The 19037-nt window shown below is 71.4% G+C and carries 13 protein-coding genes; 5 read left to right on the top strand and 8 right to left on the bottom strand.

The window, feature by feature from the left end:
- Nucleotides 1-418: 418 nt before the first annotated feature.
- Nucleotides 419-2347 carry a glycogen debranching N-terminal domain-containing protein gene (locus tag GT030_RS14030; protein ID WP_161201389.1) on the bottom strand — a complete coding sequence of 643 codons (1929 nt, stop codon included), beginning with the start codon at nt 2345-2347 and terminating at the stop codon, nt 419-421.
- Nucleotides 2344-3747 (bottom strand): trehalase family glycosidase, encoded by a 1404-nt coding sequence (locus tag GT030_RS14025; protein WP_161201388.1) that lies wholly within the window; start codon nt 3745-3747, stop codon nt 2344-2346. The genes GT030_RS14030 and GT030_RS14025 overlap by 4 nt, the downstream gene beginning before the upstream one ends.
- Before the next feature lie 119 nt (nt 3748-3866).
- Here GT030_RS14025 and GT030_RS14020 point away from each other — a divergent pair, with 119 nt between their 5' ends.
- The 5 genes from GT030_RS14020 (at nt 3867) to GT030_RS14000 (ending at nt 13760) form a co-directional block, all read left to right on the top strand.
- Nucleotides 3867-5087, top strand: coding sequence for an ROK family protein (locus GT030_RS14020; RefSeq protein ID WP_161201387.1), 1221 nt, complete (start codon nt 3867-3869; stop codon nt 5085-5087).
- Nucleotides 5088-5493: 406 nt separating this feature from the next.
- Nucleotides 5494-8214: a pyruvate, phosphate dikinase gene (ppdK, locus tag GT030_RS14015; protein WP_161201386.1), complete on the top strand. Its 2721-nt coding sequence runs from the start codon at nt 5494-5496 to the stop codon at nt 8212-8214.
- Nucleotides 8215-8707: 493 nt separating this feature from the next.
- A complete protein-coding gene (locus GT030_RS14010; RefSeq protein ID WP_161201385.1) occupies nt 8708-12877 on the top strand; it encodes a SpoIIE family protein phosphatase in 4170 nt (1389 codons plus the stop codon).
- Nucleotides 12877-13188, top strand: a complete 312-nt coding sequence (locus GT030_RS14005; RefSeq protein WP_161201384.1) for an STAS domain-containing protein — start codon at nt 12877-12879, stop codon at nt 13186-13188. The genes GT030_RS14010 and GT030_RS14005 overlap by 1 nt, the downstream gene beginning before the upstream one ends.
- A 173-nt stretch (nt 13189-13361) precedes the next feature.
- Nucleotides 13362-13760 (top strand): STAS domain-containing protein, encoded by a 399-nt coding sequence (locus tag GT030_RS14000; RefSeq protein WP_161201383.1) that lies wholly within the window; start codon nt 13362-13364, stop codon nt 13758-13760.
- A gap of 153 nt (nt 13761-13913) precedes the next feature.
- Here the strand turns inward: GT030_RS14000 and GT030_RS13995 are convergent, their stop codons facing one another.
- The 6 genes from GT030_RS13995 to GT030_RS13970 all read right to left on the bottom strand — a co-directional run.
- Entirely contained in the window at nt 13914-14237 is a 324-nt protein-coding gene (locus GT030_RS13995; protein WP_161201382.1) for an STAS domain-containing protein, read from the bottom strand.
- Between the two features lie 13 nt (nt 14238-14250).
- A complete protein-coding gene (locus tag GT030_RS13990; RefSeq protein WP_161201419.1) occupies nt 14251-15573 on the bottom strand; it encodes a SpoIIE family protein phosphatase in 1323 nt (440 codons plus the stop codon).
- On the bottom strand, nt 15573-16376 hold the full coding sequence (locus GT030_RS13985; protein ID WP_161201381.1) for an alpha/beta hydrolase: 804 nt from the start codon (nt 16374-16376) through the stop codon (nt 15573-15575). The genes GT030_RS13990 and GT030_RS13985 overlap by 1 nt, the downstream gene beginning before the upstream one ends.
- A 554-nt stretch (nt 16377-16930) precedes the next feature.
- On the bottom strand, nt 16931-17551 hold the full coding sequence (locus GT030_RS13980) for a class F sortase (RefSeq protein WP_161201380.1): 621 nt from the start codon (nt 17549-17551) through the stop codon (nt 16931-16933).
- 120 nt (nt 17552-17671) lie between these two features.
- Nucleotides 17672-18214 (bottom strand): hypothetical protein, encoded by a 543-nt coding sequence (locus tag GT030_RS13975; RefSeq protein WP_161201379.1) that lies wholly within the window; start codon nt 18212-18214, stop codon nt 17672-17674.
- A gap of 301 nt (nt 18215-18515) precedes the next feature.
- Nucleotides 18516-19037, bottom strand: a 522-nt coding sequence (locus GT030_RS13970) for a peptidase M4 family protein (RefSeq protein WP_161201378.1), incomplete at its 5' end; no start/stop codon positions are given.

Below are 19037 nucleotides of genomic sequence, written 5' to 3'. Positions count from 1 at the left end.
GGCGCCCGGCTCGGGATCGGCTCCGGCGACCCCACCCGCGTCCTCCGCAGGCGCGCCCCGGTGAACCTCGGGCCCGGCACCAGCCTTTGGGGCGGCGCCCCCGTCCTCGGAGTCCGTCCCCGGCGCCCCGGCGTCCCCCCGGTCCTCACTCTTCCCGTGCTCGACCAGGGTTTCCACCCCGCCGTCGGGACCACCCCCCGGCGCGTCGGGTGACGTATGTGTGTTCTTGTGCTGAGGCAACCCGGAGGTCCTTCCGCGCGAGGCCGGTGACGACGGAGGCGGCGGGCCGCGCCGGGGAGGCTGGGCAGGGCCGTTGGAGGCCGGTCCGCCTGGCCCGCCGTCCTTCCGTACGGTCCGCCGCGGGCCGGTGTTCAGGGCCTACGGCAAATACCGGGCAAACGCCCGGTCAAGGCCGGTCTCAGGCGCCTCCGACCGCGGTGAGCAGGGCGAGCGGCGCGGCAGCCGAACGGGACTCCCGCACACACGCGTGCGGGTACGGTACCGGCTCGGGGTGGGTGTCCCGCCCGTAACCCGCCAGCACTTCGGGAAGCCGGTGCCCCGCGGAGGCCGCCGCGTCCACCAGGCCACGGGCCACGGCGCGGGCCTCGTCGTGCAGGCCGTAGCGGGCGAGGCCGAGGGTGATCAGCGCGTTGTCGTGCGGCCAGACCGAGCCCCGGTGGTAGGAGAGCGGGTGGTAGGCGGCCTGGCCGGCGGCGAGCGTGCGGACGCCCCAGCCGGAGAAGAAGTCCGGCTCCAGCAGCCGGCGCCCGACGGCCTCCCCGTACTCCTTGTCCAGCAGCCCCGACCACAGCAGGTGCCCGGCGTCCGAGGCGAGCGCGTCTATCCGGTGGCCGTCGCCGTCCAACGCCAGGGCGGGGAAGCCCTGTTCGGGCAGCCAGAAGTCCCGCTGGAAGCGGTCGCGCAGGTCGGCCGCCGCCTGCTCCAGCAGCGCCGCGTACGTCCCGTCGTCCCACACCGTCCGCGCCAGCCACGCCGTACGGCGCAGCGCGTCGTACGCGTACCCCTGCGCGCCCGCCGCCATCACCGCGCCGCTCGGCCGGGTGCCGTCGGCGCGGCAGATGGCGCCGGGGGAGTCCTTCCAGTTCTGGTTGGCGAGGCCGCCCTCGTCGGCGCGGTAGACGAGGTAGCCGCGCGCGGTCAGCCCGCCGTGGTCCAGCATCCAGCCGACCGCCGCGCGGGCGTGCCGCTCCAGCCGCCGGGCCAGGGCGGTGTCGCCGGTGCGCTCGGTGTAGGCGCCGAGCAGGACGAGGAAGAGCGGGGTGGCGTCGACCGAGCCGTAGTAACGCCCGTACGGCACCTGCCCGAAGTGGGCCAGCTCGCCGTGCCGGACCTCGTGCACGATCTTGCCGGGCTGGGCCACCGCGGAGGCGCTGTCGGCGGTGGCCTGGGTGGCGGCCAGCGCGGGAAGCGTGGCGGCGGCCAGCCGGGGGCGGTACGGCAGGGCGAACAGCGAGGTCAGCAGGGCGTCCCGGCCGAGCAGCGTGAGGAACCAGGGCGCGCCCCCGGCCGGCACCCGCAGCCCCTCCCCGTCCGGCCCGCGCGCCGGTACCTGGAGCGCGGCCAGGTCGGACAGCCCACGCACACAGGCGGCCGCCAGCTCCGGCCAGGCGGTGGGGAAGGCGACCCCCTCCGTGAACTCCTCCTCTGCCGCACGGAGTTCACCGCTCACGGCGGCCGGGTCACGGGGTACGCGCACCGTGTGCCGGTCGCCGTGCGGGCGGGCCACCACCCGCAGCAGCAGCTCCGCCGCGCCGTGCGGGGCGAGTTCGAGCGTCCAGACCAGCCGCCGGGCACCGGTACCGGTCTCCTCCACCGCCTCCGGAGCCGGGTCCGCGGTGATGGTCGTACAGGACCGCCACTCACCGCGCCGGTACCCGAACTCGATGCCGTCGTCCAGCACTTGCCGGCTGCGCACGGCACCCGCCTTGACGTACGTGCGGTGGTCGGAGCGCAGCTCGAACTGGTCGGTGAAGTCGGCGTCGACGGTGAGCGCCAGCCGTACCGTGGTGGCCGTCGGACGATTGCCGGTGATGCGCACCGACTCCACGAACGAGCTGTCACCCACGGCCTGCTCACGCCACAGCGTGTACGCGGGCGGCTCCTGGCGCCCACCGCGCGGCACCAGTACGCAGCGTGCCGTGTCGCCCTCCCCGACCGGCTTCAGCACCTCGGGTACCGCGCCGTCGACGGTGAGCTGCCAGCGGCTCAAGTGCCGGGCGTCGCGGACGAAAAGCCCCTCCACCCGGCCGCCCCCGCGCACCCCGCTGATGTCGCCCTGGTCGCCCACGGCGGCGAACGTGGCTCCCCGTACGAGCAGTTGAGTCATCCCCGGTCCCCTCCCTCTTCCCCTGTCCTCATAACCCCGTCCATGTCGTGCAGCAGGTCCAGCGTCAGCGCGGCGGTCCAGCCGAACCCCGGCGCCCCGCACGCCTCGCCGGTGTCCGGGTCGACGTACTCCGCGAACCCGGAGTCCCCGGCCGCGTGCAGGAAGGCGGTGCGCAGGGCGTCGGCCGCGGCTTTCTCGCCGTGGGCGCGCAGCCCGCGCTCCACCAGCCAGGCGGTGTTGAACCAGGCCGGGCCGCGCCAGTACCGGTTCGGCTCGAACGCCGGTCCCCGTAGGTCGTAGCTCGGTACGAGCCCGGTGCGCGCGGCGAAGTGCGGTCCGCGCAGGGTGCCCAGCAGCGCGCCGGACACTTCGCGGGGGAGGCCGGGCAGCAGCAGCGGGACCAGGCCCGACACGCTCCGCTCGCGGATCATCCCGCCGCCCAGGTCCCGGCAGAGGAACATCCCGGACGCGTCGTCCCACAGCCGCTCCACCAGGGCCGCCGTCAGCCGCTCGGCGCGGGCGTGCCGGGCGGTGCCGGGGGTGCCCAACTCGGCCGCGATGCGGGCGAGCGCGTGCTCGGAGGCGATCAGCAGGGCGTTGAAGGACGGGTCCTCCACGGTGAACTCTCCGTCGCCGTCCGCGTATGCACGGTCCCGGTAGTCGGCCGCGAGGCGCACGTACCGCCCGTAGTCCAGATCGGTCGGCCGGTCCCCGGGGGCGCCGTGGTCGAGGTCGGCGCGGCGGAAGGAGCGGCCCGGGGCCGGGGTGACACGGGCCAACGGACCGTCCCAGCAAGGGCTGTTGTCCATGCCCTGCTCCCACGGGTGCACCACCGCCACCAGCCCGCCCCCGCCCAGGTCCCGGCGGCGCAGCAGATAGCGGTGCCAGGCGGCCAGCCGGGGATACACCCGCGCCAGAAAGCCGCGCGCCCAGGACAAGCCGGGGTCGGCCCGGTGCACCAGCCAGGCGGCCAGCGCGTGCACGGGTGGCTGCACGATGCCGGACGTCTGTACGGTGCGCGGGGCGCCCGCGGCCCGCCCGGCGGTGGAGGAGCGCCAGAAGTCGGGGCTCGGGAAGTAGGCGTCCAGCGGTACGGAGGGGGAGAAGACGATGTGCGGCACCCGCCCGTCCCCCCACTGAGCCGCGAGCAGCGTCTCCAGCTCCGTCTGCGCCCGCAGCGGCGACAGGTGCCGCAATCCGATGGCGATGAACGCCGAGTCCCAGGACCACTGGTGCGGATACAGGTGCCGGGAGGGGACCGTAGAGGTACCCGTCCAGTTGGCCGCCAGCACGCGGGCGGCTCTGACGTGCAGTGATGCGGCCGAGGGTGCGGTGGAGAGCGGGTCGTATACGATCCCGCGCCCGGTGACACGGGCTGTGAGCTGGGCAGTGCGATCCACTCGGGACTCCCCGTAGACGTCCGGCCGACCTGGTTCGGTTGTGTCTATCGCAGGGTTACGTCTCTTTAACACGCAAAACTCAATATGTAATGCAAACTTGAGGAACACAAGGGGGTGGCATGACCGGAAAGCCCGGCAGGACGGCCAGGGGCGGCGCTCAGACGAGCGCCGGTGACCTGCTCGACCTGGTGCGCAGTGGACGGGCCGTCACACGCGGCGCGCTCCAGCAGATGACCGGCCTCTCCCGTGCCACGGTCGGCCAGCGCCTGGACCGGCTGTTCCGGGCGGGCTGGCTGCGCGAGGGCGCGGGCGGCCCGGTGGACTCCCCGCTCGGCGGCCGCCCCGCCATCACCCTGGAGTTCGACGGCTCGCACGCCGTGGTCCTCGCCGCCGACCTCGACACCCGGCACGCCCGCGCGGCCCTGCTCACCCTGACCGGCGAGATCCTCGCCGAACGCTCCGGGCCCCTGGTGGTCGAGGACGGCCCCGAGACGGTCCTGGACGGGCTGGGCCGCTGGTTCGCCGAGCTGCTCACCGAGACCGGCCACGCTCCGGAGGCGGTCTGCGGCATCGGGCTCGGCGTACCGGGCCCGGTCGACAGTGAGACCGGGCGGGTGGTGCAGCCGCCGATGATGTCCGGCTGGGACGGCTACGACATACGGGGCCGCCTCTCCCGCGCCTTCGCCGAGCACACCGGGGCCGGCCCGGTCCCGGTACTCGTGGACAACGATGCCAACCTGATGGCGTACGGGGAGCAGCGCACCGGGTACCAGGACTGCCGGGCTTTCGTACTGGTCAAGGTCTCTACCGGTATCGGCGCCGGGGTCGTGGTGGACGGCTCGGTGTACCGGGGTGTGGACGGCGGCGCGGGCGACCTCGGGCACATCCGGGTCGGCACCGAGGCGCTGTGCCGCTGCGGCTCGTACGGCTGTCTCGCGGCCGTCGCCAGCGGCGGCGCGGTGGCCCGCCGGCTGACGGAGGCGGGCGTGCCGGCCGCCTCCGGCTCGGACGTACGGGACCTGCTGGCCGCCGGGCATCCGGAGGCGGCGGCCCTGGCACGGGAGGCCGGGCGCCGGGTCGGGGACGTACTGGCGACCGTCGTCACCCTGCTCAACCCCGGTGTGCTGATGATCGCGGGCGACCTCGCCGGGACGCCCTTCCTGACCGGGGTGCGCGAACTGCTCTACCAGCGGGCGCTGCCCCGCTCCACCGCCCACCTCGACGTCCTCACCGCGAAGCTGGGGGAGCGGGCGGGGCTGATCGGTGCGGGCGCGCTCGTCGTGGAGCACCTGTACGCCCCGGAGCGGGTGGAGGAACGGCTCACCGCGCTCGGGGTGTGACGCCCGGGTTTCCGGCCCGGAACGGCGTCCGCATGGTGAAATCCGGTGCCGTGTGGCAGCGTGATTCTCGCCACCCTTGATAAGGGTCGCGCTCAGATGAGCGGATCTTGAGCGGCTGCACTTCTCCAAGGGGTGGCACTCGGTGCCACCCTGTCGGCGTTCAATGATCGAAATCAATCGTGTCGCTCACCGCTCATATGAGCATGATGTGGCGCCACCGTACGCCCCTCCGTTCAAGAAGTGAACACTCGGGTGGCCCTGGCCTTGCCATGCCTTTGCTTTAGATCCTGTGGCAGACGGCTGGTTACAGGCTTATGACGCACGACTGGACGTACCAAGGCGCCTTCGATCTGGGTATGTTCCTCGCCGTCAGGGCAGCCACCGTGGCCTCAAGGAGTCGAGACCCGTGTCGGAAAACAAAGAGCCTCACGTAGCGAAGTTCGTCTACGACTTCACCGAGGGCAACAAGGACCTCAAGGACCTGCTCGGTGGCAAGGGCGCCAACCTCGCCGAGATGACCAACCTCGGGCTGCCGGTTCCTCCCGGCTTCACCATCACCACCGAGGCGTGCAAGGTCTACCTCGACAGCGGCGAGGAGCCCCCGGCACTGCGTGACGAGGTGAGTGCGCACCTCGACGCGCTGGAGCAGCGGATGGGCAAGAAGCTCGGCCAGGCCGACGACCCGCTGCTGGTCTCCGTCCGCTCGGGTGCCAAGTTCTCCATGCCCGGCATGATGGACACCGTCCTGAACATCGGCCTCTCCGACAAGTCGGTGAAGGGCCTGGCCAAGCAGGCCGGTGACGAGCGCTTCGCGTGGGACTCCTACCGGCGCCTGATCCAGATGTTCGGCAAGACCGTCCTCGGCGTCGACGGCGAACTGTTCGAGGACGCGCTGGAGAAGGCCAAGGAGGCCAAGGGCGTCCAGGTCGACACCGAGCTGGACGCAGCCGACCTCAAGAAGCTGGTCACCGCCTTCAAGAAGACGGTGAAGACCGAGGCCGGCCGGGACTTCCCGCAGGACCCGCGCGAGCAGATGGACCTCGCGATCAAGGCCGTCTTCGAGTCCTGGAACGGCGACCGTGCCAAGCTCTACCGCCGCCAGGAGCGCATCCCCGGCGACCTGGGCACCGCGGTCAACGTCTGCTCCATGGTCTTCGGCAACCTCGGCCCCGTCTCCGGCACCGGTGTCGCCTTCACCCGCGACCCCGCCTCCGGGCACCAGGGCGTCTACGGCGACTACCTCCAGAACGCCCAGGGCGAGGACGTCGTCGCGGGCATCCGCAACACCGTGCCGCTCGCGGAGCTGGAGAACATCGACAAGGCGTCGTACGACCAGCTCATGCAGATCATGGAGACGCTGGAGAACCACTACAAGGATCTCTGCGACATCGAGTTCACCATCGAGCGCGGCAAGCTGTGGATGCTCCAGACCCGCGTCGGCAAGCGCACGGCGGGCGCGGCGTTCCACATCGCCACCCAGCTCGTGGACCAGGGCCTGATCGACGAGACCGAGGCGCTCCAGCGGGTCAACGGCGCGCAGCTGGCGCAGCTGATGTTCCCCCGTTTCGACGAGGAGGCGCGGACCGAGCAGGTCGGGCGGGGCATCGCCGCCTCGCCGGGCGCGGCGGTCGGCAAGGCGGTCTTCGACTCGTACACCGCGGTCAAGTGGTCCCGTTCGGGCGAAAAGGTCATCCTGGTGCGCCGGGAGACCAACCCCGACGACCTGGACGGCATGATCGCCGCCGAGGGCATCCTCACCTCGCGCGGCGGCAAGACCTCCCACGCGGCCGTGGTCGCGCGCGGTATGGGCAAGACCTGTGTCTGCGGCGCGGAGGAGCTGGAGGTCGACACCAAGCGGCGCCGGATGATCGTGCCGGGCGGGCATGTGGTGGAGGAGGGCGACGTCATCTCCATCGACGGCTCCTCCGGCAAGGTGTACCTCGGCGAGGTGCCGGTGGTTCCCTCGCCCGTGGTGGAGTACTTCGAGGGCCGGATGCACCCGGGCGCGGACGACGCCGACGAGCTGGTCGAGGCCGTGCACCGGATGATGGCCTTCGCCGACCGCAAGCGCCGGCTGCGGGTACGGGCCAACGCGGACAACGCCGAGGACGCGCTGCGGGCGCGGCGGTTCGGGGCGCAGGGCATCGGGCTGTGCCGTACCGAGCACATGTTCCTCGGGGACCGGCGTGAGCTGGTCGAGCGCCTGATCCTGGCCGACACGGAGGCGGAGCGCGAGGAGTCGCTGAAGCAGCTCCTCCCGCTGCAGAAGCAGGACTTCGTGGAGCTGTTCGAGGCGATGGACGGGCTGCCGGTGACGGTACGTCTGCTCGACCCGCCGCTGCACGAGTTCCTGCCCGACATCACCGAGCTGTCGGTCCGCGTGGCCCTCGCCGAGTCCCGGCAGGAGCCGCACGAGAACGAACTCCGCCTTCTGCAGGCGGTGCACCGGCTGCACGAGCAGAACCCGATGCTGGGTCTGCGCGGTGTGCGGCTCGGCCTGGTGATTCCGGGCCTGTTCACCATGCAGGTCCGCGCCATCGCGGAGGCGGCCGCCGAGCGCAAGGCCGCCAAGGGCGACCCGCGCGCCGAGATCATGATCCCGCTGGTCGGCACGGTCCAGGAGCTGGAGATCGTCCGCGACGAGGCCGACCAGGTCATCGCGGAGGTCGAGGCGGCCACGGGTACTCGGTTGAAGCTGGCCATCGGCACCATGATCGAGCTGCCGCGCGCCGCGCTGACCGCCGGCCAGATCGCCGAGGCCGCGGAGTTCTTCTCCTTCGGCACGAACGACCTCACGCAGACGGTGTGGGGCTTCAGCCGGGACGACGTGGAGGCGTCCTTCTTCACGGCGTACCTGGAGAAGGGCATCTTCGGCGTCAGCCCGTTCGAGACGATCGACAAGGACGGGGTCGGCTCGCTGGTCAAGTCGGCCGCCACGGCCGGCCGTGCGACCCGCCCGGACCTCAAGCTCGGTGTCTGCGGCGAGCACGGCGGCGACCCGGAGTCCGTCCACTTCTTCCACGAGGTCGGCCTGGACTACGTCTCCTGCTCCCCGTTCCGGATCCCGGTGGCCCGCCTGGAGGCCGGCCGCGCGGCCACCCAGTCCACGGGCAGCGACCACCGCTGATCCCCGGAGCCCCCCGTCGGTCCCCGACCCTCACCACCGATCGCCGGCGGGCTCCGGCACCAAAAGAGAGGCGGCACCCTGTGCGGGGGTGCCGCCTCTTTGGCATGGGGTGGGGGAACTGCCAAGCCAACCCGCTGCACAGGCCCCTCTACTTGGGGGCTGCGGGCCCGCTCACCGCCCAGCGGCCGACAGCGCGCACCGACGGCAATCCTTGCCGTCCTGCTCAGGCAGCCGCACCGGCGGCCAGGTCGCGCCACTCGGCTCGATTATCCTATGGGCCGCGACTGTGCGCCTATGTTCGCAGTCTCCTGGGCGGAACCATGATCGGACTCGAGGGCCGTCAGTCGTGCCGGGGGGCATCCGGGGGGCGCTTGCATGCGGGCGATGGTTCTGGGCAGAGGGCGGGCATCGCCATGCCCGCTGGGGGCACTCGCGCGCAGTTCTGCGTGATGGTGGTTTCAGGGGTGGGCCGGCATGAGTGGAAGGATGTCGCGTGGCGCGTTCGGACGACGCTGAACACAAGCCGCCGACGGCGGCCGACGGCGATGTGTTCGCCGCCGACCGCGAGGTCGGCGGGGACCTCGGCGAGGTGGACTGGGCGGCCACGCCCCTCGGTCCGCCGCAGGAGTGGCCGCAGAGCCTGCGCACGGCGGTCAGTATCCTGCTGTCCTCCCGGTTTCCCATGTGGATGGCCTGGGGCGAGCGACTGACCTTCTTCTGCAACGCCGCCTACCGGCGGGACACGCTGGGCCGGAAGTACCCGTGGGCGCTGGGCCGTCCCGCGAACGAGGTGTGGGCGGAGATCTGGCACGACATCGGCCCCCGTATCGACGCCGTGCTCAGCACCGGTGAAGCCACCTGGGACGAGGGGCTGCTGCTGTTCCTGGAGCGGTCCGGCTACAGCGAGGAGACGTACCACACGTTCTCCTACAGCCCCCTGCGGGACGACGCCGGTGCGGTGGTCGGCATGCTCTGCGTGGTCAGCGAGGACACCGAGCGGGTGATCGGCGAGCGGCGGATGACCACGTTGCGGGACCTGGGCTCGGACCCGAGTGTGATCCGTACCGAGCAGGAGGTGCTGGCCTTCGTCGACCGGCAGTTGAACCGCAATCGGAAGGATCTGCCCTTCACCCTGACCTATCTCTTCGACGAGGAGGACGCCCGGCTGGCCGGAACGACCGGCATTCCCGCCGGTCACCCGGCCGTCCCGGCACTCCTCCCGGCCGACGACCCGGACGGCGTGTGGCCCGCCGCGGCTCTGGCCAGAGGTGAGACGGCGGTCGTGCAGCTCGACGGCGACGTCTTCACCGGCCTGCCCTGCGGGGACTGGCCCGAAGCGCCCGTACAGGCACTCGTGGTCCCGCTCCTCCAGCAGGGCAGCGCGCCGTACGGCTTCCTGGTGGTGGGTCTGAACCGCTACCGGGTCCTGGACCAGGGTTACCGGGGTTTCATCGAGCTGACCGCGGGACACATCGCGTCCGGTATCGGCAGCGCCCGGAACTACGAGGCGCAGCAGCGTCGTGCGGAGGAACTGGCCGAACTGGACCGGGCCAAGACCACCTTCTTCTCCAACATCAGCCATGAGTTCCGGACCCCGCTGACCCTGATCATGGGGCCTGTCGAGGAGCTGCGCGTCCGGCTCGCCGGCGCCGACGAGCAGGTGCGGCAGGAGCTCGACGTCATCCACCGCAACGGGCTGCGGCTGGGCAAACTGGTCAACACGCTGCTGGACTTCTCCCGTATCGAGGCCGGCCGCATGCAGGCTCGTTACGAGCCGGTCGACCTGGGTGTGGTGACCGCCGAGCTGGCCAGCGTCTTCCGTTCGGCAGTCGAGAAGGCCGGCCTCACCTTCCAGGTGGAGTGCCCGTCGCTGGAGGCGCCGGTCTACGTCGACCGCGGCATGTGGGAGAAGGTGGTGCTCAACCTGTTGAGCAACGCGCTGAAGTTCACCTTCGACGGTGCCATCCGGGTGAGCGTGCGGGGAGCGGGTGCGCACGCCGTGGTCACGGTCGCCGACACCGGCATCGGTGTGCCGGAGGCGGAGATGCCCCGGCTGTTCGAGCGGTTTCACCGTATCGAGAACGCCCGCTCCCGCTCGAACGAGGGCAGCGGGATCGGGCTGGCCCTGGTGCAGGAGCTCGTCGCTCTGCACGGCGGCGTGATCACTGCCGAGAGCACCGAGGGCGAAGGCACCGCGTTCACCATTCGGCTGCCGTTCGGGTCCGGTCATCTGCCCGCCGGGACCGTGGTGCCCGCAGCGGGCAGCACCGCTGCTTCCAGCACCGCTGACCCTTACCTCCAGGAGGCCATGCGCTGGCAGCCCGAGCAGGGTACCGGCGGACCGGCCGACGATACGCCGGTGCGGGACGCGGTGAGTGCCACCCCGCAGAGTCCGGGGCCCGCGGTCCGCGCCCGGGTACTGGTGGCCGACGACAACGCCGACATGCGCGAGTACCTTACGCGCCTTCTGGACGGGGCGGGTTATGACGTCACCGCCGTCTCGGACGGAGTGGAAGCCCTCCGGTCCGTCCGCCGCGATGCGCCCGACCTCGTCGTCAGCGATGTGATGATGCCCCGGCTGGACGGACTGGAGCTGGTGGCAAGGCTGCGCGGTGACGCGCGTACGGCCTCGGTACCGGTGCTGCTGCTGTCGGCCCGGGCAGGGCAGGAAGCGTCCATCGAGGGCTTGCAGGCGGGCGCCGACGACTACCTGGTCAAGCCGTTCGCCGCCGCCGAGCTTCTGGCGCGGGTGCGTGCGAACGTCGAACTGGCCCGGCTGCGCACGCACCATCTCCGTTGGCGGACGGCTCTCATCGAGTCCCTGCAGGAGGCGTTCTTCGTCTGCGACGAGGCCGGGGCGGTCGTGGAGATCAATGCCGCGTTCACCGACATCCTCGGCTACGGACCGGAGGGTCTGCCCTACGCACCCGTCCACCCCTGGTGGCCGGACACCGCCACCGATGCCGAGGCGCACCGGAAGGTCGGGGACGCGTTCGCCGGCCTGCTCGAAAAGCCCCAGGGCTCCTACACGATCCCGGTGACCCACCGCGACGGGCACCGAGTGTGGGTGACCGCCACCTACAACAAGGCCGAGGACCCTGACACCGGGCGCCGGGTCACCGTCGGCACCTTCCGGGACGTCACCGCCGAGCACTATGCCATCCAGCGTGAGACGGCGCTGGCCGCGCTGAGTACCTCCCTGTCCCGGGCCGCCAGTCTGCCCGAGGCGTTGTCCGCTGCCCTTGCCGAACTGAGGGGCCTGTGGCAGGCGCGCAGTGTGGTGGCCGCCGTCTTCGGCCGGCACGGCGCGCCCGAGCTGACGGCCACGGACGCGGAGCAGCGGTGGGAGGATCTGCCCCCGGAGCGCCGTGATGTGCTCGCCGGCCTGCGCGGCCAAGCGCCGCTCGCGCCGGTCTGCAAGGACACCGGAGCCGGTGTGCTGCTGGAGCACCCCGACGGCCCGCTCGCTCTCTGGATCGATCTGGGCGAACACCGGCCCTTCACCCCGGAGGACCAGCTGCTGCTGTCGCTGCTGGCCGGACACCTGGCCCAGGGACTGGTGCGGGCACACCAGATCGACCAGCAGCGCGAGACCGCGATCGCGCTGCAACGCGCCATCCTCGGCCCGGACCGGCTCCCCGACGGCTTCGCTGTCCGCTACGAGCCCGCCACCCGCCCGCTGGAGGTGGGAGGTGACTGGTACGACACGGTCATCCTGCCGGACCGGCGGATCGGCATCGTCGTCGGCGACTGCGTAGGCCGGGGCCTGGAAGCCGCCAGCGTGATGGGGCAACTGCGCAGCGCCTGCCGCGCGCTGATGCTGCAGACTCCCAGCCCCTCCGGGACGCTGATGGCACTCGACCAGTTCGCCGTGGGCGTGCCCGGTGCCTTGGGCACCACTGTCTTCTGCGGGGTCCTCGACCCCGACACAGGCCGGCTGACATACTCCAGCGCCGGGCACCCGCCGGGCATCATCGCGCACCCCGACGGCACCACCCGGCTGCTGGACGAGGGACGGTCCCTGCCCCTGGCCGTACGCCCCGGAAGGCACCGTCCGGACGGTGAGTGCGTGCTGCCCGCACGGGCCACGCTTCTGCTGTACACCGACGGCCTCGTGGAACGCCGCCGGCGACCGCTCAGCGTGGGAATCGACCAGGCGAGCGACGTCGTGCAGAAGGGCCGCAACGTGCCCGTCGACGACCTCGCCACCGAGGTGATGGCGCGGCTCGCACCGGCCGGAGGCTACGACGACGACGTGGCCCTGCTGCTGTACCGTCATCCAGCGCCGCTGGAGATGTCCTTCCCGGCCGAGTCCTCCCAGCTCGCGCCGGTCCGCAAGGCGTTGCGCAGCTGGCTCGCCCAGTGCGAGCTGTCCCCGAACGCCGTGCAGAACGTTCTCGTCGCCGCCGGGGAAGCGTGCGCCAACGCCATCGAGCACGGCCACCGGCACGCCCCGGGGCAAGGGGTGCGGCTGCGCGCCGAGGCCCTCGTCGACAACCTGCGCCTGACGGTCGCCGACAGCGGCCGGTGGAAGGTCCCGCAGCCCGAGCTCAACGCCCACCGTGGCCGCGGCGTGGCGCTCATGCGGGCCATGATGCAGCAGGTCACCATCACCCCCGGCCCGTCCGGCACCACTGTCGACATGCAGATGAGGATCGCCTGATGACCACCCCCATCACTCTCACTCCCGGTCGGAGTGCGGACGGTACTCCACGACTCGCGGTCCACGGCGAGATCGACATGAGCAATGCAGGCTCCCTGGCCGATGCCCTCGCCGCCAGCTCTGGGCCGCTCGTCCTGGACCTGACGGCGGTGGAGTACCTCGACAGCGCCGGACTGAGCGTGCTCTTCGCCCACGCCGACCGGCTGGAGCTCATCACCACTCCGCTGCTGGAACCCGTGCTCGCCGTCTCGGGCCTCGCCACTCTGACCACCGTCCACGAAGTGGGACCTGACGAGGCGCCGCCGCGGTGACCGGGGAAGAGAACCCGATGACCCGGCAGGCTCCGACCGTCGACCCGGCTCCTGGGCGGCGCTTGCAGCCGGTGCCGGACGCGCAGGTCGAGCAGGCCCGGACAGCGGCGGTGCGCCGTGCGCCGCTACACCATCCCAGCACACGAGCACCCCGGCCAGGAGTGACGACCGACATGACCAACACCCTCCATGTGACCGTCCAGCACCCCAGCGCACGCGCCACCGTCGTCACCGTCACCGGAGACGTGGACCTGCACACGGCATCCATCCTGCGCGCGCACGTCCTGCCCGTCCTCGAAGAAGCCGGCCCGCATCTCGTCCTTGACCTGGCACAAACCGACTTCTTCGACTCAACCGGCCTCAGCACCCTCCTCGGCCTCCTGCACGCGGCCCAGCAGGCGGGCGGCTCGCTCAGCCTGGCCGGTGTTCCCGACCGCTTGATGGGGATGATCACCTTGACCGGCATCTCCCAGTTGCTGCCGGTCCATGCGACGGTCGCTGATGCCCTGGCCGACCAGACCCCCGACGAACCTACGGGCAACGCCTGCACCGGCACCGAGACGTCGCCCTGACGCCGGGTGACGATCCACCGCCACGGCTGGGACGAAATCCTCGGCCTGGCGCATGCGGACTTCGACCCGGTGGTCTTCCTGGAAGCTGCCGGTCTGCGGGCCGCCGACGAAGTGCTCGAGGTGCAGATCGCCACCCCCACCGGGCGCAGAAGCTCACGCACTGCCCGGGTGGATGGTGAAGATCTGGTCCAGGCCCGTGAGGGTCAGGATGCGCAGGGTGTCGGCGGGGACGGCGGCCAGGGCCATGTCGGCGCTGGCGGTCTGGGCGCGCTGGCGGGCGGCGAGGAGGACGGTGAGGCCGGTGGAGTCGCAGTACTCCAGGCCGGACAGGTCGATGACCAGGTTCTGACCGGGGCTCAGGGCGAGGCTTTCGACCTGTTCGCGCAGGACGGTGGCCTCTGCGTAGTCGAGGTCACCGGCCACGTGGAGAACAGGTCCGGTGAGGGCGTCGTGGTGAGTGATGTTCAGCGGGCTCATTCTGGCTGATTCGTTAGCGATCGGTCGGGTGGGCTGCGGGAGCGCCGAGGGCCAGCAGGGCGGTGTCGTCGTCCAGGCCGTCGCCGAAGCCTTCCAGCAGCCCGGTCAGGGCGGTGATCAACTGCTGGGGTGTGGTGGGTGCGTGGTCGGTGGCGAAGGCGCGCAGTGCGTCATCGCCGAACATGTGCTCGCGGGTGGGGCCGGTGCGGGCCTCGGTGAGACCGTCGGTGTAGAGCAGGAGCGTGTCGCCCGGCGCGAGGGTGGTCTGCGCGGTGCTGAACGGGGCGGTGGGCAGGATGCCCACGAGGAGCCCTCCGGGGGTGTGGAGGTAGTCCGTCCGGCCGTCGGCCCGTATGACGAGCGCCGGGGGGTGGCCGCCGGAGGCAAGCCGGACGGTGGTGTGGCCGTCGTCGGCGCCGGGTTCTATGACGCCGAAGATGACGGTGCAGTAGCGGGGGTCCCCGCTGGCGGTGTACCGCTCGTGCAGGACCGCGTTCAGTGTGGTCAGGGCCGCGGTGGGCTCGGGATCGTGCAGGGCCGCGGCGTGCAGGGTGTAGCGGGTCAGTGAGGTGAGGGAGGCCGCCTGGGGGCCCTTGCCGCACACGTCGCCGAGGAAGAACGCCCAGCGGCCCCCGCCCAGGGGGAACAGGTCGTAGAAGTCGCCTCCGAGACGGTCGGGGGAGGCGGTGTGATAGGAGACGGCAACCTCCAGTCCCGGCACGGCGGGCAGCGAGGAGGGCGCGAGGGACCGCTGCAGCACAGCGAGCGCGTCGCTCAGCCGTTCCCGGTCGGCCTCGGCCTGCCGGCGGGCTGCTTCCGCCTCCGCATGCGCCCGCTCGGCCTCGGTGCGTGCCTGCTCGGCCTCCTTGCGACGGCGCAGGAGTTCCTGCTCGTAGGCGTGCCTGTCGGAGGCGTCGAAGACGGTGGTGCGGATCAGCAGCGGCTCGCCCTCACTGCCGTGTTTGACGACGGAGGAGACCAGCACCGGTAGACGGCGCCCCTCGGCGGCCTTCATCTCCAGGGCGATGCCGCGCAGTTCGCCCTGCATGCGCAGCAGGGGCGCGAAGTGCGTTTCGTGGTAGAGCTTTCCGCCGACGGTGAGGAGGTCGGGGAAGCGGAGTCTGCCCACCACCGTCTCGCGCGTGAGACCGAGCCAGTCCAGCAGTGTGGTGTTGATCTTGGCGATGGTGCCGTCCATCAGCGTCGAGAGGTAGCCGCAGGGTGCCGCCTCGTACAGGTCCTCGGCACTGTCCTCCAGCAGGGCCGTGAAAGCGGCATCCGTGCCCACCACGTCCCCGATCCCCACCGGGTCCGGTTCCTCGCCAGTGCGACACATCACCGCAACGACTCCAGAAAGTCGAGCATCGCTTCGGTGGTGGTCTCCGGGGCGCTCAACTGCGGGCAATGCCCGGTGGCATCCAGAGTGACAAGACGGGAGGAGGGAATCGCGGCGTGCACATACGCGCCGACCTCGCGGGGCGCGATCACGTCCTGGGAGCACTCCAGTACCAGAGTCGGCACCGTCACACTCTTCAGGTCCTCGCGGCTGTCGGACAGGAAAGTGGTGCGGGCGAAAACCGCCGCGATGTCCGGGTCGGTGGCGCAGAAGCTGTTGGTCAGCTCCTGGCCCAGTTCCGGCCGCCCCGGATTGCCCATGATCACCGGGGCCATCGCTGAGGACCAGCCCAGGTAGTTCAACTCCAGCGAGGTCAGCAGCTCATCGATGTCATCCGCGGTGAAGCCGCCCCGATAGCCGTCGTCGTCGATGTAGCAGGGAGACGGGGCGACCATCACCAGTGCTCCGATCCGCCGCGGCGCCATCCGCGCGGCCAGCACCCCCACCATGGCGCTGACCGAATGCCCGACGAACACCGCCCCTTCCAGGTCCAGCTCGTCGCAGACCTCCACCACATCCCGGGCGTAGCCCTCGAGCGAGGAGTACCGCTCTCGGGTGAACGCCGACAGATCCGAACCACCGGAGCCGACATAGTCGAACAGCACTACCCGGTACCGCTTCTCCAAGACCGGCACCGCCAGCCGCCACATGTTCTGATCACAACCGAAACCGTGCGCCAGCACTACCACCGGCCCCTCGGCCGGGCCGGTGACCGTCACGTTGTTCCTGCGGCGAATATCCATTGCGGCCATACTGCCACTTGGCCCGGCAGACCCGGACTGCGGTACTGGACAGCCCCACCGGGAACGAGCACCCCTGTGGCGAGACGCCCTCGCCCTCGCCGCCGCTGTTCCCGTGCTGCCCTTGCGAGTTCGAAAGCTGCCTGTGGGCAACTGCCCGGCTGCGCGGGCACCCGGCCCCGGTGTGGCGGACGACGGCCGGCGTGAGGGAGGCCGCTCCCGGCGATGTGCCCTGAGAGTGCCCTCCGGGTAGGGCGGACGGCTGACTGCACAGGTCAGGGCAGCCGAACATCCTGCGGATGGGGTCGCCCCCAGGGGTGACACACCGTCGCAGCACCCTCTTCGTGCTCGTCCCGCATCGTTGATCGCCGGGCCGGGCATCGATGACGGAAGCGAGGAGGTGCTCAGATGGCGGTCAGTCGCAGGGGACTGTTGGGTGCGGGAGCGAGCGTCGGGTCGCCGGCTGCCTGCGGGGGCAACACCGGGGCACGGGAAAGGCAAGGGTGGATCGTGACAGGTGTGGAGCGTTCCGGCATCGACTGACCGGGGGTGTGCCGTCACGTGCCGTGCGCGCCCGTCAGATGCGCGAACACCACCACGTTCCCCTGATACCCGGTCGACTTGGAGTACCCGCCCCCACAGGTGATCACCCGGAGTTCCGGGCGGGACGAGGCGCCGTAGACCTTGGAGTCGGGGAAGTTCTTCGCGGAGTACACCTCCACCGAGTCCACCGTGAAGACCGCCGTCGTGGCGTCCTCGCGGTCGACCTCGATCGTGGCGCCGCGCTTGAGGGCGCCGAGGTCGTAGAAGACGGCGGGGCCCTCGGTGTTGTCGACGTGGCCGGCGACGACGGCGGTGCCGGTGTCGCCGGGGGTGGTGCCGGCCTCGTACCAGCCGGCGAGGTTCTTCTCGGCGGGGGGCGGCACGTCCAGGCTGCCCGAGGCGGTCAGGGAGAGGCCCATCAGGGGAGCGTTCACCCGGATCACGGGGATGCGGATACGGGTGGGCGGGGACGCCACCAGGGGTGTGGCCCGGCCGCGTTCGCCGCCCGCATCGGGGCGGCCCTCGGCGGCGGACGGCTGCGGGGGAGTACCGGTACCGGTACCGAGCAGCCAGACACCGGTACCGAGCGCGAACACCGTGACGGCGGCTATGGCGGTGTCGCCGATCCTGCGCATGGGAACCCCTTACCGGAGACGACCCTTGAGGGAAGGCCCGCCCCCTAGGGGTCACGAGGGGCATCGGACCCTTAGGGGGCGGGCTTCGCGGTACCGGCGACGGACAGCGGAGGGTGTCCGTCAGATCCCGTCGCCTCTCGCCCGGCGATGCAGGAGCCAGGTACCGCCCGCGGCGGCGACGGCCAGAGCCGCCACACCCGCCGTGGTCTGCATGGGGCCGGGGCCCAGGGCGCCGCCGACTCCCGTCTTCACACTGCCGTGCGGCTGCACCTGCCCGTGCGCCCCGGCCATGGTCACCCTCAGGTCCCCCGTGACCCGCTTCTCGCCCTCCGCGCACCGCGCGACGATCTCGTACGTGCCCGGCTGCGCCCCCGCCGGCACCTGGAACTGCCCGATCGCCTCGCCCTCGTGCGTGGTCGGCGCCAGCGCGAACGTCCCCGCGCCCACCGCCCCCGCGTCACCGACCGCCGCGCCCTTCTCCCCGCAGGCCGCCGTGTTCACCGTGACCTGGCTGCCGGGCAGCGCGGTGGACGGGTACACCTGGAGGCTGCCGGCCCGAGCGGGCGTCAGACGTGCCGCGTCCGCGTGGGCCGGAACGGTGCCGAGCCCGGCCGCGGCTACGGCCAGCGCGGTACCGGTCAGCAGACGGGCGGTGCGTCGCATGGTGCTCCCCAGAGCTTGTCCGAACTCGTGTCCTCGACTCGTGTGGCGCGGGGGACGTGCCCCTGCCCTTTTGAGGTAAAGGCCACCGCGCCCGGCCCGCCTCCCGAGCCGGCGCCCCCGCTGCGGTGAACGGGTGGCTGCCGCCACCCCCGCACGGGTGAGGCGGCGCGACATATCAGCAGGTCAGAGGCGCATTGGGGGCCGGGAGTCAAGTGCACACGAATGGCGTGCGGCCGGGGGGAACGCGAAGACGGTGCGCCGGACCCCGACGCACCGTCAGCCACCGCTCGCCGCGGGAGGCTCAGCTCACGTTCACCGCGCTCCACGCCGCGCCGACCGCGTTGTACTCCGCGCTCCCGGCCCCGTACAGGTCCTTCGCCGCGTTCAGGGTCGCCGTGCGGGCGCCCGCGTACTTGGTGGAGGACGTCATGTACACCGTCAGCGCGCGGTACCAGATCTTGCCGACCTTGTCGCGGCCGATGCCGGTCACCGACTGGCCGTTGGCCGTCGGGGAGTCGTACGAGACGCCGTTGATGGTCTTCGCGCCGCTGCCCTCCGCCAGCAGGTACGCGAAGTGGTTGGCGACGCCGGAGGAGTAGTGCACGTCCAGGTTGCCGAGCGAACTGGACCAGTAGTCCGCCGAGTTGCCGTCCTTGGAGGGCTTGTCCATGAAGCGCAGCGCGGCCTTGCCGAAGCCGGGCTTCACGATGCGCTCACCGATGAGGTAGTCCCCCGTGTCCGTGGCGTTGCCCGCGTGCCACTCGACCATCGTGCCGAGGATGTCCGAGGTCGCCTCGTTCAGGCCGCCGGACTCGCCCGAGTA

It is taken from the genome of Streptomyces sp. SID1328 (assembly GCF_009865595.1).
Taxonomy (GTDB): Bacteria; Actinomycetota; Actinomycetes; order Streptomycetales; family Streptomycetaceae; genus Streptomyces; species Streptomyces griseoluteus.
This window is presented reverse-complemented; position numbering and strand designations above follow the sequence as displayed.